This window comes from Pseudomonas sp. CCI1.1 (genome assembly GCF_034348165.1).
Taxonomy (GTDB): Bacteria; Pseudomonadota; Gammaproteobacteria; order Pseudomonadales; family Pseudomonadaceae; genus Aquipseudomonas; species Aquipseudomonas paracarnis.
Genome location: NZ_CP133780.1, coordinates 1,337,277 through 1,351,372, shown reverse-complemented (window position 1 = coordinate 1,351,372; position 14,096 = coordinate 1,337,277). Strand labels below are relative to the sequence as shown.

General features: G+C 56.5%; 11 protein-coding genes. 7 read left to right on the top strand and 4 right to left on the bottom strand.

Annotated features, from left to right (window positions below; translation table 11 throughout):
- Positions 1-125: 125 nt before the first annotated feature.
- A complete protein-coding gene (locus RHM69_RS05845) occupies positions 126-854 on the bottom strand; it encodes an AraC family transcriptional regulator (RefSeq protein ID WP_019820103.1) in 729 nt (242 codons plus the stop codon).
- Positions 855-1,068: 214 nt separating this feature from the next.
- On the opposite strand from RHM69_RS05845, the gene RHM69_RS05840 reads away from it, so the two are divergent.
- The 3 genes from RHM69_RS05840 (at position 1,069) to RHM69_RS05830 (ending at position 3,690) form a co-directional block, all read left to right on the top strand.
- The gene (locus RHM69_RS05840) at positions 1,069-1,245 is read left to right on the top strand and encodes a DUF3606 domain-containing protein (protein WP_005788478.1); all 177 of its coding nucleotides are present in this window, start codon (positions 1,069-1,071) and stop codon (positions 1,243-1,245) included.
- A gap of 212 nt (positions 1,246-1,457) precedes the next feature.
- The gene (locus RHM69_RS05835) at positions 1,458-2,450 is read left to right on the top strand and encodes a DUF2971 domain-containing protein (RefSeq protein ID WP_224796987.1); all 993 of its coding nucleotides are present in this window, start codon (positions 1,458-1,460) and stop codon (positions 2,448-2,450) included.
- A gap of 286 nt (positions 2,451-2,736) precedes the next feature.
- A complete protein-coding gene (locus RHM69_RS05830; RefSeq protein ID WP_102666173.1) occupies positions 2,737-3,690 on the top strand; it encodes a hypothetical protein in 954 nt (317 codons plus the stop codon).
- A 259-nt stretch (positions 3,691-3,949) separates the two neighbouring features.
- Here RHM69_RS05830 and RHM69_RS05825 read toward each other — a convergent pair whose 3' ends face one another.
- Positions 3,950-4,306 (bottom strand): type II toxin-antitoxin system RelE/ParE family toxin, encoded by a 357-nt coding sequence (locus RHM69_RS05825; protein ID WP_102666174.1) that lies wholly within the window; start codon positions 4,304-4,306, stop codon positions 3,950-3,952.
- Positions 4,307-4,308: 2 nt separating this feature from the next.
- Entirely contained in the window at positions 4,309-4,599 is a 291-nt protein-coding gene (locus RHM69_RS05820; protein ID WP_032891975.1) for a type II toxin-antitoxin system ParD family antitoxin, read from the bottom strand.
- Between the two features lie 302 nt (positions 4,600-4,901).
- Here RHM69_RS05820 and RHM69_RS05815 point away from each other — a divergent pair, with 302 nt between their 5' ends.
- Positions 4,902-5,885 carry a 5'-nucleotidase gene (locus tag RHM69_RS05815; protein WP_166406210.1) on the top strand — a complete coding sequence of 328 codons (984 nt, stop codon included), beginning with the start codon at positions 4,902-4,904 and terminating at the stop codon, positions 5,883-5,885.
- Between the two features lie 313 nt (positions 5,886-6,198).
- On the opposite strand, the gene RHM69_RS05810 is transcribed toward RHM69_RS05815, so the two are convergent.
- Complete coding sequence (locus RHM69_RS05810) at positions 6,199-6,516, bottom strand: hypothetical protein (RefSeq protein WP_200599188.1); 318 nt, start codon at positions 6,514-6,516, stop codon at positions 6,199-6,201.
- 232 nt (positions 6,517-6,748) lie between these two features.
- Between RHM69_RS05810 and RHM69_RS05805 the strand changes: the two genes are divergently transcribed.
- The 3 genes from RHM69_RS05805 to RHM69_RS05795 are packed head-to-tail and all read left to right on the top strand — an operon-like array spanning position 6,749 to position 13,936.
- A complete protein-coding gene (locus RHM69_RS05805; protein ID WP_200599187.1) occupies positions 6,749-11,905 on the top strand; it encodes an AAA domain-containing protein in 5,157 nt (1,718 codons plus the stop codon).
- Positions 11,898-12,920 carry a hypothetical protein gene (locus tag RHM69_RS05800; protein WP_102666177.1) on the top strand — a complete coding sequence of 341 codons (1,023 nt, stop codon included), beginning with the start codon at positions 11,898-11,900 and terminating at the stop codon, positions 12,918-12,920. The genes RHM69_RS05805 and RHM69_RS05800 overlap by 8 nt, the downstream gene beginning before the upstream one ends.
- A complete protein-coding gene (locus tag RHM69_RS05795) occupies positions 12,917-13,936 on the top strand; it encodes a hypothetical protein (RefSeq protein ID WP_102666178.1) in 1,020 nt (339 codons plus the stop codon). The genes RHM69_RS05800 and RHM69_RS05795 overlap by 4 nt, the downstream gene beginning before the upstream one ends.
- Positions 13,937-14,096 lie beyond the last annotated feature (160 nt).

Below are 14,096 nucleotides of genomic sequence, written 5' to 3'. Positions count from 1 at the left end.
AGGCACAGGTGCCCCGGGCGAACACTCTTCTATTCACTTTCGGTGGCGCTGAGGTGCTCTGGGAGCCTGTGCTCAGCGCTTAACGTGGTCGCGAATAAGATGCGATTGATATTGGCGTTTTGATATCAGCGCGTCTTGAACGAAACGCTTGTCTTACGCAAAACCTCGGCGGCGGTGCGCGGCGTCATGCCAATCATGCGGCGCATCATGCGAGCCAGATGCGCCTGGTCGGAGAAGCCGCCGTCGGCAGCGGCGTCCGACAACGTCGACCCACCGGCGAGGGATTTGGAGGCGCGCTCCAATTTGTTCCAGATGATCCATTGGGAGAGGGAAACACCCATCTGGTGGGTGGCGACGCAGCGCAAGCGCGGGCTGGACAACCCCACCGCTTGGGCTGCGCGACTGACGCAACCAGGGCCGTCGCGGTCAAGGCGCAAAATATTCAGCGCTTTGTAGAGCCTGTGGTCGATCGGCGGGGTAATTGCCAGCAGCCGCGAGAGGGCGTCGACAAAGTGCGACAGGGACGTGCTACGGCGAAAACACTCCAGCAGTTCGTCACTGGCCAGGGCGATGCCATCGTCTTGCAGCAACGCATTGAGCGCACGGCCCAACGCCGTGTCCGGGCTGACATACAAAAATGCCACCGGATGACTTTCGGCCACGGCACGGTGTTCGACGTTGGGACCGATGATCACGCCTGCCGCACGGATCACTTTTCCCGGCAGCTCCAGGGTGGCGGGTTGGCCTACGCCGATGCACAGTTGGATGGCGACATGGGAGTGAGCAGTGTTTTGATCCGCACGGCCAATGTAACCGGCCCATGAGTCGCCAAAAGTAACGCTGCCATCCCACATTTGAAGTCTTCCTTGACGTGTTGGGTGATTGTTCGACGCGTGCAGGGTAGGCCTGCGAAGGGCTGGATTCAAGCGTCACGCGCGGTGCCCTGCGCTTTTAGGATCTCAAGCATCCGATGAACCTAAAATCGCTCAGGCCGGCCTTGAAAATCTATCGTCGCGAACCGATGATAAGAAAATGGCAATTCGCCATCAATGATCAAGGATAGTCATCATGTCGGATAACAAACACATCACCCACCCTGCGGATGCCAAGCGGATCGACGTCAATGATCCAGACGAGATCAGAAACTGGTGTGCTTCGTTCAAATGCACAGAAACGCAGCTCAAGAACGCGGTTGCGGCGGTCGGCACGTGGTCGCACCACGTACGAGACTATTTGAACAAGTAAAAGAACGGGCGAGCCCGAGCAAGGCTCGCCATCTTTTCGTTGCACAGTGAGTGCATATCAAGCCAACGGTTGCCTCACAGCGCAAACCCTTTCCTCGCTTTCACTTTGCATGGACATCACTGCATCAACGCCTATGCGCTTGAAGTTCCGGTTAGGTCGTTGAAAAGTTACCGTAGTGTAAATTCAGAATTTTCTATAGAGGGTGCCCCTCCGTGGTATCAGTAAATAAATCAACCCGCCCAACAACACTCTATCGATATCGCCCACTGGGTTCAGACCTAGTCAAAAGAGAGCTGGACGCTATCTTCAGCAGCTATTTGTATGCTCCCCGCTTTGATCAAATGAATGATCCAATGGAGGCGATGATCGAGTACCCTGCTGAAGATCGATTCGCGTTCTTGATGCCAAAAGATTTTTTAGAGTTTTCAAAGAAAACGCTCAGCGGCACGGCTGCGACCGCAAAAAAATCAAGCTTAATATCCATGTCAAGCACCCATTTGGATTACCCCCTGTGGGCGTACTATGCAAGCAATTTTGCAGGCTTTTGTCTGGAGTTTGATACGCAGGAATTAGCCCTCGGCGATCTGCAAGAAACCCCACTGCTGCCTGTTGTATATGACTCAAGCGCTCCTCCTCAGTTGACATTTGAACTGATTGCCATTTCTGAAACAATGGATTTGATCACTAAACGATTAATGCAAAAGAGACAGGAGTGGCAGCATGAAAAAGAGTGGCGGTATCTTGCTGGAAAAGAGGGCCGAAAGCTTTATACCGATCCTGCACTGAAACGAATTTACCTAGGGCCGCGCATTACGCAAAAAACGAAGGCTCGGATTCTTCATAAGATGAAGAATCGCCCAGTGGAAATTTACCAAGGCTCTGTGCAGGGCCTCGAGGTTGAGTTCAAGTGCATCCAGGAAAGCGCTCCCTGGAGTGAGTGCGAAAGAACCGGAGCCGGTAAATTCGACCCCCAATTAATCCGTTCATGCGAGGATGAGTTGCGTGCTGTTCTTGGTGATAAATTCAATGTTCTTGAGAAAAAATGTCGGGAACTCAGCGAACATCCAAACCTAGAACAAATAGATGAAATCCGTGTGACCGATGGAAAAACCATCGTCTGCGTAACCGGAACATATCGCTTAAGAGGCGGGCATGATGTCTCTGCCAGCCACTGGTTTGATGCAGATATGAATCGACTGCCTTAAGCACGAAACCCGCGCCTCAAGGCTGCACATTTATTGGGGCGCGGTGAGTCAGAGTAGGGCTAACATGCGCGGATGAGACTGCTCCTAGCTGCGTTAGCCAGATATCAGGGGCTACCGAGAAAATCTGTTTAGGTTCGCAATTTATTCCGCATCCGAGCCATCTAAAAAACTGCTCTAACAGGTTTAGCAAGGGGCTACAGGGCGGCTCAGGATGGATAATAGCGCTTAAAGCGGTGGAGCATATGCGAAACCCCGATGGACTAATATTTAAGAAAGGAGAAATATGATGTCAGAGCTTGGAAGGCTAAAAGCTAAATTTAAAGCTATGAGCTGGTCAGGGCGTTTCTATAGTCTTTCTTGCGGGGTTACAGTGCTGGGAGTACTGTTGTCAGCGGTAATGGGTGTTGCAATATTAAATAATGCCATTTTGATTGCCTCTCTAGGGTTTGTTGTTGGTTTTATGTTTGTATGTTTGCGCATCTATCTCTGGTTTATCTCTGTGTGGGATAAGCCGTTTGGTAAAACCCCTATTGTCCTGCTGCACCTGTTAGTATTGCTGATGTCAACCGTCATTTCAAGATTGATTGTGGCGGAAGCCTTGGGTGTGCCACCGCAATCATTTGATATTACGGTCGGCTTTCTAGTGCTTGTCTTTTATATGCCTGCATGGCTGCTCTTGGGAGCCTTTATATTTACGCTGCTTGGTGGCCTTCTTTTAATCGGTGTCGGGCTGGGAGCGTTGCTTTTATTTCCTCTGTCTATTATTGCAAATCTGTTGAATGCTTTTAATCTGCAGCCGTACCTGCGCAATGCATGGAGTAAAGTAGCGCCAGCCAGGCTCAGCTTTATCGATGTACAGGGGCATTCGGTGGGCGCACTGTTGAGCGGTGTCATTCTGATTAACCTATATGGAACGCTCGTTTCTGATGCCCAGCCGTGGGTTTACTCCTCGGTCAGACTGATAGCGTTTCTTAGTGACTTTCAGCCTGCCGTCAACTATCCCGGCATACAAGCGGGTGAACGTGCCCATCCGTTAGATAACGGTTTCATCGCCATAGCCAAGGAATTGGCTGATAAGAGTATTGAAATCGAAGTAAAAAAACAGATTGAAGACTTCGAGCATCCGCAAAGCCACCCTGTCACCATTTCCATTCCTTCGATGAAACAGCTGACTGATCCCTTTATCCATCGCGTGGAGGACTATTTAACCACATCGCCTAGGCCCGGACGGCCCGGCTGACCGTTAGACGACGTTAAAGCTGACACGGATCTTGTCTGCCAGCACCATTAACAGGCCGGCGTAACATGATTAGCAAAGGCTATCCGGATGCCCAAAAGCATTTTGACTGGGCTCTAGGACAATGTTTTCAGGTCGATAACACGTTTGTTTGCCCCCACTTTTGCCCCCATTCATACCGAGTGTGCGAGTGATCGCAAGTGGCGATCTCCGACGGACTTCGCTATTCCTGGCCAGTTAAGCCGTTGGGCCAGGTCGCTGATCAGTCGTTAGGCAAGTGCAACTGCACTTCCATGGCGTCATGAAGGAGTCTGACGACCTCGATCACGTCGTCGTTTGTCACACGATAGAACACGATATGGCGTGGGCTTTTGACTGTTCCATGGGGGTGTTTGGTCTGCTGGCGTGAATAGATGAGGTGATAGCTGCGAAGGCCCGGTGCAAGTTCATCGCGGTCGTGGCTGCCAATGGGATAAGGCGTGTCGGCAAGCGCTTGCAGCGCCGCGAGGATCAGCGCCTGGTAGCGCTGGCGTGCTTGATCGCCGAACTGCGTCTGGGAGAGCCTAAGGATGTCGACAATGTCGGCACGAGCCGCGTTGGAGATCCTATACTGCGGCATGCTCAGTGTTTCTCTCTCGCTGGGAGGGTTGCCTCCAGGCTCAAGCTCTCGAGGTAGTGCTCCAGATCACCCTCGTTCACCTGAGTAAAGCGCCCGTGCTCAAGATCCATGATGCCGATCGAGGTCGCCTGACGCAGTGCCTCAATTTTGGCGGTGTCTTCGGCGACGCGCTGCTCCAATAAACGTAAACCTTCTCGCATCACTTCGCTGGCATTCTGATAACGGCCGGACTGCACCAAGTCATGGATAACCTGTTCCTGGTGAGGGGTGAGCACAACGTTTCGCGTCGCCATAACTAGCTCCAGTTCTGTGCAAACAGGTACTTTTGATGTTGGCATATTATGCCAATTTCGCTCAGGAGAATAGCTTGGGGCCGACATCCGGCGATCAGGTGACGGCTGACTCGGCGCCAATCAGCAAGGTTCAAAGTCATCCTTCCATAATGAAAGCAACCGGCAGATTGATTTGAAGATTGATATGCCTGACTGTGCGTGGGAGGAGGCGTGCGATGTGTGCTTCTCGATCCGCCCTGAAATCGATCGGCATGTTCGATGCCCATCAATATTTGCGTTTAGAGGCATCAAGAGAGGTTCCAATGCCCTACGAGTTAGAAAATCGCCTAGTGATCGGCGTCGCTTCCAGCGCTGTGTTTGATTTGCTGGCATCGGACGCAGTGTTTCAGAGTCAGGGGGAGGAGGAATACCGCAAGTTTCAGCAAAAAAATCTTCACGTCCCGCTTCCTAAGGGGATAGCGTTCCCCTTCATCAAGCGCTTGCTGTCAGTGAATGACCTGAGCGTCGATCCTACGGATCCGCTCGTCGAGGTGATACTTCTTTCGCGCAATGATCCCGACACTGGGCTGCGCGTACTGAAGACTATCGAGCACTACGGGCTTGGGATGACAAGGGCGATTTTCATGCAGGGAAAATCTCCTTATGAATACATACCAGCACTGAATATCGCTTTATTTTTGTCGGGTGACAAAAAAGACGTGGAAGCGGCTATCAGGGCCGGGTATCCGGCTGGCCAAGTTCTCGATTCAAAATTTGAAGACGACGAGACTGATAAAACCCTACGCATCGCATTCGACTTTGACGGCGTGCTCGCTGGCGATGAGTCCGAAACAATCATGCAGGCCTCTGGATTGTCTGAATTCCATGCGCACGAAGTGAAGAATGTCATGCAGCCCCATAACCCTGGGCCGCTGAAGGAATTCATGGTGCGGATATCCAAAATCCAGTCGGTCGAGGAGAAGCACAAAAAGCTCAATCCTGAATACGAAAACCGCATACGCGTCTCGATCGTCACAGCCCGCAATGCTCCGTCTCATGAGCGTGCGATGAATACACTTAAGAGTTGGGGGGTCATGGCCAATGACGCATTCTTCCTAGGCGGCATCGAGAAAGGAAAAATTTTAGGTGTATTGAAACCACACATCTTTTTCGATGACCAATCAGGGCACCTTAGATCGACTAGCGCAGTTGCTCCATCCGTGCACATTCCTTTCGGTATCACCAACAATGTCGCTACTGTGGATGCGCTAGAGCCTGAAGCGGATCAGGTCCAGCAGGTGGTGTAACACGGTGGCTTGAGCGCGTAGTGCCACAGGAATTCGTATCGGTTCTGTGCTTGAACTGGCCTAATGATCCCGGACACCTCTTACGGGCGATATGATTCGCCCAATCAGGAGGTTTGCAAGAGCGATAGACCTACACCCGCGAGTTCAAGCAACGTGCTGCAAGCATGGTGCTTGATGATAGCTGCTCAGTTCCGACGTCTGTGCATCTATGGACGTTGGGCCTACGGCTCTGCGCCGCTGGAGTGGTCAGGTCCAATCGTTGTGTAGATACCTATGCCGATCAATGGGCCGATCAATGGGTTAAAACACGTGGCTACCAGCCACCGGGAAACCATTGCCGGGCGAGCTGCACCGTTACGCGCAAGGTGTGCTGGCTTTGTTCGCACGCAAGCGCCTGTTCTTCAGGCGACGCCGGTTTGCTCCACTTTGGCAGGGTTGCCAAGCGCTGTGCATAGCTAGCTTTAAACGCAGGGCTGGCCTCGCCAGTCAGCCGCATCGCTTTAGCATAGTCCGCCTCGAGATCGTCGGGGAGCGGACCACAGGCCAGTTTGGCTTGCTGATAGCGCACGGCATACATGAAGCCATCGGTGGGGGGGGCGTCGTAGGAGTAGAGGGGGGGTTCTGCGGCCATGGCAGTACCGGTGAAGAATAGCGCGATGAGGAGGGGGCGTCCGTGCATGGGCGGGAAAGTCTCGGGTGATTGACAGTGCGTTTGACCTAAACACGTGTTGTATAGCATTGAACAGGTCACTCGTTAACTATACGTACCCGGCTTGAATTGCAGTGATCAAGGCAAGCGGCCATCATTGTTGGCCGCTACGAGCCATTCTTCGTATGCCGTTCGGATTTAAAGGGTGTAAGAAATGTTTAGGCGTCTCATGGACTTGAGCAAGCGGTTGCGCAAGGATTTTGCTGCTGTAGCGGTCTCCAAGGAACAGGTTCTGCACTCGATGGAGGTGGACCCTCAGGCAGGACCCGTCGGGAGTTTGCCCGCGAATGTGCTGGACTACTGGCACAGAGCGTTGATTGCCGATGACTTGGGTGGCCTCCAAGCCACCGATGTCCGCATCCCGGTGACAAATTTCGCGGGGCTGGCCTGGCCCAACTTCAATCTCGGTTTTGGCAAGCGTCGGGCGCTGGCACTGGGCATTCTCACTGAGCGTGCCGCAGAGGCCCGGCGAAAACAGCAGGCGCAGGCGCTTGAGGCCTCAGAGGACGACGCAGAGGGTGCGCAGGAGGCGGACGAGCCGGATGACGATCCGCGTATTCCTATGGCGCTGGTGTTCCATCAAACCACCTCATCAAGCGAAGAGGTCCAGGTCACGTGGCCCGACCCGGATAAAAAGCCTGCGCCGGGCGCGAAAAAAAACCGCCTCAAGCCCGACCGGCTGAATATCGCGTTCTGGTTTCCTTTCGACCTGAACGACAAAAACCAAATATGCCTACCACGCGACCCCAACGATTGCCGGCCGCGTGTGGTCCGCCAATGGCTTGAACCGCAGCCATTGATGGCGGCCAACGACCTGCCGCCGGCCATTGGCCACTTCGATTGCTATCGCGACGAGCTCAAGCTATTTCTCGCGACGTTGAGCCAAAGCGCCAATTTGAGCAGTTATGTCGACGCCTGTTTTGCCTTGTTCGCCCGCGTTCAAGCGGATGGGGTTGAGACGGGAATGGCGCCGATCACGGGGCAATGGATTGCGGTGCCGCGACAGCCTGGCTATGCAACACGTGCGCTCGCCAACGTGTATGAAGCGATCCCCAATGCGCCGTCCATCGGCGCACTGGAGCAGCTTATAGGCGCCGGACGACACCGTTCGGCTGTCCAGGCAGGCGGCATGGCAGCGCCGCAGGTGACGATGCGGCACGTGGCCATGGTCGATAAGGCCACACACCTCGACAAGCCAGACGTCAATCGCGGCGCAGACCCTTTGAACGAATCGCAGCGCCGCGCATTGCACGCCCTCGGCCGGTTGGGTGAGCAGGTCGGGGTGGTTGCAGTCAGTGGGCCGCCGGGCACAGGGAAGACGGCCATGCTGCGTGCGATGATCGCCAACCAATGGGTGTTGGCGGCTTACGATAACCGCAAACATTGCCCCGTCACGTTTGTGTGCGGGGCGACCAACCAGAGTGTCGAGAATGTGATGGGCACGTTCAATGGTGCCGTAGGCAGGAAGCATGCCCTGGCACGTCGTTGGTTGGACCCTACGGGCAAGCCACTATTGGGTTTCACCGCCAGCGCACCGTCCAAGGCCAAGGGGAAAACCCATCGCAGCAAGTTCACCACGCTTGAAATCCGGCAAAAGCAGTTGCGCATCTTGGGCGTCGGGACCTCCAGCCTCAAGCAATCATACGAAGATGGTGTTGCGGCAGCCCTTGCTTTGGCGCGGCACTTTGAAAATGCCTTCCGCGAGCTGCCAGAGTTGTTCAATGCGTTGTTTAGCGTTGAGCAGAAACATCAGGTCAGTGATGCCACGCGTTTTATCTATCTCATGCAGAAGAGTGCTTCGACAACGCCTACGGCGTCGACCCTCTGCGAGCACTTGAACACGCTGACCCAGGTATTGCACAGTGGGTTGGCCTCGGCAATCGAGCGTCAGGCTGACATCGACGCGTTGATCGAGCCCGGTGAATTGGCTGCGCGCTTTCCCAGTGAGGCATGGGCATCTTCCTGGGCCATCGACATCCTCGCGGATTTGCGCGTGGCCGCAACCCCCGAGGCGCGCCAGGCGCAGCAGCAGAAATTGCTGGACGTGGTGTGGCGGCCGATTATTTTCCAGTTGGCCGCGCGTTACTGGGAGACGCGTTGGCTGGCCAGTGTGATCGCAACCCCCGAGCCTGGCAGCCGAAGGAACGCACTCAGGCACGCAGCCATGCTGTTTCCGTGCATTGTCGCCACCTTGCATAGCGCTCCACGGTTACTGGGAGAGGGCCGTAGGCCGCTGTTCGCGTTCCTGGATTTGTTGATTATCGATGAGGCGGGGCAGGCTGCGCCGGAGCTGGGTGTGCCGGTGCTTAGCCTGGCTAAAAAAGCCGTGGTGGTCGGCGATATGAAGCAGCTCTCCCCCGTGTCTTCGGTAACACCCGAGGTCGATACGCGCCAGGTGCAGGACCGTTGGGCCGATCCGTCGTCTTTGGGCGCCTTGCTCGTGCGTGGCGCGGACTCCGCCACGGGTTCAATCATGAAGCTTGCCGCAACCGGGGCATCGTTTGCCGAGGCCATGCCGGACGGACGGCTACGGGACGGGCTGCTCCTGCGGGAGCACTACCGTTGTGCAGAGTCGATCATCAATGTGTGTATTGATTTGCTGTACCACGATCACGACCGTGATGCCGAGGGCAGGTTGCTCTGCAAAGAGTTGGAGCCCAAAGTGCCTAACCCGCTGGCAGGGCTGTTCGCGGATGCCGAGTTGCCCTTGCTCGAGGGCGAAGCTGAAATGCAGTTGCGCAAACGCATGAAGGCAACGTTCCCGCTACCGCCGCTCGGGTTCTATCAGACCGGTGGCCCGAACGATGAGCCCTGCAAAGGCGACTCATGGTCCAACCCTGGAGAAGCCAAGGCCATCGTGGACTGGCTTAAAGAGCACGGACCGCGCCTGGCGAAGTGGGCCGCCAGGCTCGAAGGCCACCCGGAGCAGCCGATAGGGTTGGAAAAACTTGTCGCGGTCGTCACGCCATTTCGAGGCCAGGTCGAAGCGATAAAGCGTCGGGTGCGCGAAGAACTCGATCCTGATGACGCTGACCTGAGTGAGCGTTTGACCATCGGCACGGTTCATACCCTTCAAGGAGCGGAGAAACCTGTGGTGTTATTCAGTGCCGTGAATCGGGAAAGCCGCGCCAGCCGTCGAACTGATACCAATCATCGTGAGCGGGTGTTTATCGATCGTGACGATGGGCGCCTGCTCAACGTAGCGATCAGTCGTGCGCAGAAAAGCTTCATTATGTTTGGCCATTCCGATCTGTTTTTTTCCCAGCAGGCGATGGACCCGAACAATGATTTGCCTTCGGCTGTGGTAGGACGATGCTTGGCCGGTGTGCGTGAGCCAGTGCATGAGCGGCTCACCTGCGCCCCGCGGGTGCCAGCGTGCAAGCTCGGTCCCGCTACGCTTATGGTTGTCGAGTCCTTGCACAAGGCGAAAATCATTCAAGAACTGGTACCTGGCGGTACTCAGGTGTTCGGCTGTGGCGGTCATATTCGTGATCTCCCAGGCCCCGGTGCGATCAGTTGGCGTGATGGGCTCAAACCGCACTGGCAATTGAGCGAGCGCGAGGGCAGTGACCTGGCGGCGTCCCTACGCAATACCGGCAGCCGTTTACTGCAATGCACTGAACTGGTGTTGGGGACGGACGATGATGCCCAAGGCGAAGCGATCGCCTGGCACATGATCCAAGTACTCAAGGAAGCACCGTGGTTCATGCATATCCAGAGGGTGCGCCGGGTAAGGTTTCATGCATTGACCACCCCCGAAATGGCCCGATCATTTGAGGAGGGTCGGTGTGTACAGGTCGAGGGCGCTACCGCCGACGAGCGAGCTGGCAGCGCTTGCCGGGCCTTGAATATGGGCTTGGCATATGGAGCCATTGCCCAGCGGGTGCTGGACAACCTCATCGGCTCGGTCTACATGCGTCACGGTATTGTCGGAGGCGGACGGGTCAAGGGGCCCTTGCTCAGGGTACTGGCGGGCCATGGTGACTCCCCAGGGTTGCCCGGTAAACGGTTGGGTGTCGCGATAAACCTGAAAGTGAACGATACCCTCGTGCCGGCTCGCTTGATGGTGCGGCGCGGCAGCGAAGCCTGGCGCGCGTGGGGCAGTGACCGCACAGAGAACGTTCATACCTTGATCGGCCAACTGAGCGACGCGGTGGTTTCATCGACACCTTGCCTGCTCGAGCATGAGGACTTGCTGCTGGCACCTGCTCAAAGCCTGGGCACTAACCTGGTCCTGCAAGAGGCGTTCAGGCGATTTGGCTGGATGCCGTCGAGCACCATGAGCACGTTGCAAAAACTGTATGAGATGCGCGAGGGGCAGGACGAGCCCGAGTCAGCACCGAACGACAATGGTTGGGCTGCATTGGATGCGCAGGGGCGCCTGTTCCTGACCGAGTCCGGACGGCGCCAGGCAGATAAGGTGCTGAACAACCCTTGGCTGAACACAATCAGCGCCAATGCGCTGTTGATGGCCTTTGATGATGCGCTGACTCACCTGTCCCAATTGCCCGATGCAGGGGAGGCGGACTACCTTGCGTTCGTGCACACCTGGGCGGCGCAGTTTGATGATCAGTGCGGCGCGCATCCGGTTGCGGGCCCTTATGCACCAACGGTCGATGCACAAGGCGCTGAGGTCGCACTGTTTTCCCTGCAGCCCGCCGTCGAGCTGAATACGTGGCGCGCGCCTGCCGGTTCTCCTCCACCCGCTGTGGCCGAGCAGCACGACGATGATCCCGTGCCTGGCGCGCAAACCCACCCGGTTTCGGGCGGCGGCCGCAGCGGTGCCCACGGAGCACTGGTGCCTCTGGACATCAGCCTGGAGGGCGACAGCCCCAAGATGGCCGCGCTTACCCCGAGGCAGCGGCAACTTTACGACCTGATGTCCAAACTGATGTTGGCCTCTTCCCTGCGAGATGGACAGTTTCAGACTGTACGCCGGATTTACCCTCTGACGTGGCCGGGTAAACCGGCTATCCGGCAGGTTGAAATTGGTGTCGAGGTGATAACAGGCAAACCGGGCCGCTACCCAGGTTGGTTTGCGCTGGACCCCGATGGCCTGCACCAGCACACGCGCAATTGGGCGTCGGCAGAGATGGAAGCAGTGCTCGATGAGCAAAGCCCTCGCTTGCAAGTGATAGTGCAAGACCACGGCATGCGCACCCGCTCGCTGCTTGAGCCGACAGTCGATCATTTATTGGCGTGGATGCAAGCGCGTGGACATGGTAGGCCCTCGACATTCGGCAAGCACATCGATGATCTGGTACGTGGCAATACGTCGACCACGCGCGCGGAGGGCACTGCCGATGAATAGCAGTTTTGCCGCCATGGCCCTGATGCGAAACGCTTATGAGGCCGCGTTGCGCGACCCCTCGGACGCCGTTGCCCAAGCAGCGTTCGTCGCTGCGCACCAAGCGCAACAGCATACGTTCGTTGACTCATTCGACGTCGCGGGCATTACCTACCCGCGTACTGATGGGCACACACTGAGTGAGCGTGAAGCGCGCGAGGTGATTTCCAGAATCCTGTCCAACCCGGCGTACAGCGTATCGGACCTGCGGCCCAGCGTCATTGAAGCGGCCTACCCGCTACAGGCAGACGTGCTGCGTGCGGAAATCGAAGCCACGGTCGCGTTGGCCAATAAAATCAATGGGCTCGAATGGCGCACCGATGCGCTCGATGCGAGCACCAAGCAAGCGATGCGTGAACTGCTACGCATGCCCACCTTGGCGGGCGGCTACAAAATCATTTCCCAGGTCAAGTCCGCGGCCAACGCCCAGGTGTTGAATATCTATCGTGGCTACGATGCCGATCACTTGATCCCCGACAAGGCACTGCGAGGGTCACTGCACAGGGGACAGTCTTTCAGCCTTGACCAGAGCTACGCGACGTTTATGCAGGATTCACAGAATAGAGGATCGCAGCATAAATTTGTGACGGACGCCCAGAAACACACACGCAAACGGCTGCGCGGCGATCCGACACTGCCCGCGAAAAACCCAACGACTGGCGAGTACCTGGAGCATGTGCTTGAGTGGATGACCCATGTCTACACCACCGCGGATCTGGGGGTGGATGTGGCCGTCAGGAACAGTGGCCTTGCCAACTCGGATGAATTCAAACGTTTCAACGTCAAAGGTTTTGCCTTGGCGCAGGCAGGGTTCATGACGTGGAATGAACGCAAAAGTGTCGGCCGCGCTGTCGCCATGGTGCTCCTGATTGAGGCGCGTGAGTTCTACACGGCGGCCGGCTGGCCAATGGACAGGGAGTTGCCTTTGTTCTACGACGTACCTTCTACAGTGACCCAACAACCGGTGCCTGTGACATGAGCGACAACATAAACCCATCACCCGCCCATGGCGCCCGGCGCTACCAGCTTGCCGACCTGACAATGGCCGCCGGGGTGCCCTGGTTTGCCGTGCACGTGTCGGACGAAAGCGGTCATACATCGTCCTGGATTATCAGGGGGGAACTGGGCGGTGAGCATTTACGCCTGCAACCACAGGTTTGGGTTCCAGATGCCATCCAGGCCATCGTCAGTGATAGCGACGGCCAAGTCTGGGCGATCACTAGCGAAGATGAGCTGATCACTAACACCAGCCTTGGACAGGTGGCTGGATGGCGGCAGGTTACGCCCCATCCACAGCTCAACGCGCGCGATAAGTGGTACTCCCGCACACTGGGTTATGTGACCACGGATGGCCAGAACGTCGAGCTTGCTGAATGCCTGTGTTGGGCGAACGATGGCTTGTTGATCGGTACGTTCAGCCGCCGGTTGTATCGTTGGACATCGGGCGATGTTGCTCGCCTTGAACACGACGATCATGTTGTCGGAACGCTGGGTGGTGTCAATAACATGGTCCAGACGCAAGACGCAATATACGCGCTGGGGTATGCGGGCCTGATCCTGCGTCGGCCGGTGGGCAAGACTTGGCAGCGAATTGATGGACCATGGCCGACTGAGGCCGGCGCGTTCATCAATATGATTGCCGGTGTCGAAGGTCCTAGAGGGGAATTGTGGGCCATTGCGGCGGGCGGTTCGGTCGTCAGCGTTGCGGGTGACGTGACCCGCACCATTGCACATGTACCCGGTGAGCCTCTGGGCATCACCCGGTTCCAGCGCCAGTGGTTCGTGTCGACCCTCGACGGTTGCTACGAACTACCGGGGGATGGTGACACGCTCCTGATCAAACGCGATATTTTGATGGGTAAATCGATTGATGCCGGGAACTGCCTGATTGCCGTAGATGCCGAGCCACAACACGCCGATCATGCGCAGGTCCACCTGTGGTTGCGCACCAGAAACCGCGATGCTTGGCTGCGCCCAATCATTTGCCGGGCCTGATTGAGGCGTTAAGGCGCAAGCGCGAGGGGATACGGGCTTGCTTTCGAGGCGCAAGCCCGTGGTTTAACCTTGAGCTAGCCGGTTGCAGGTTATTCACTCTGCTGCTTATCGGCCATCCCAACCTGGGTAGCACCCAGCCCAGGCCATCGATACACCCGGC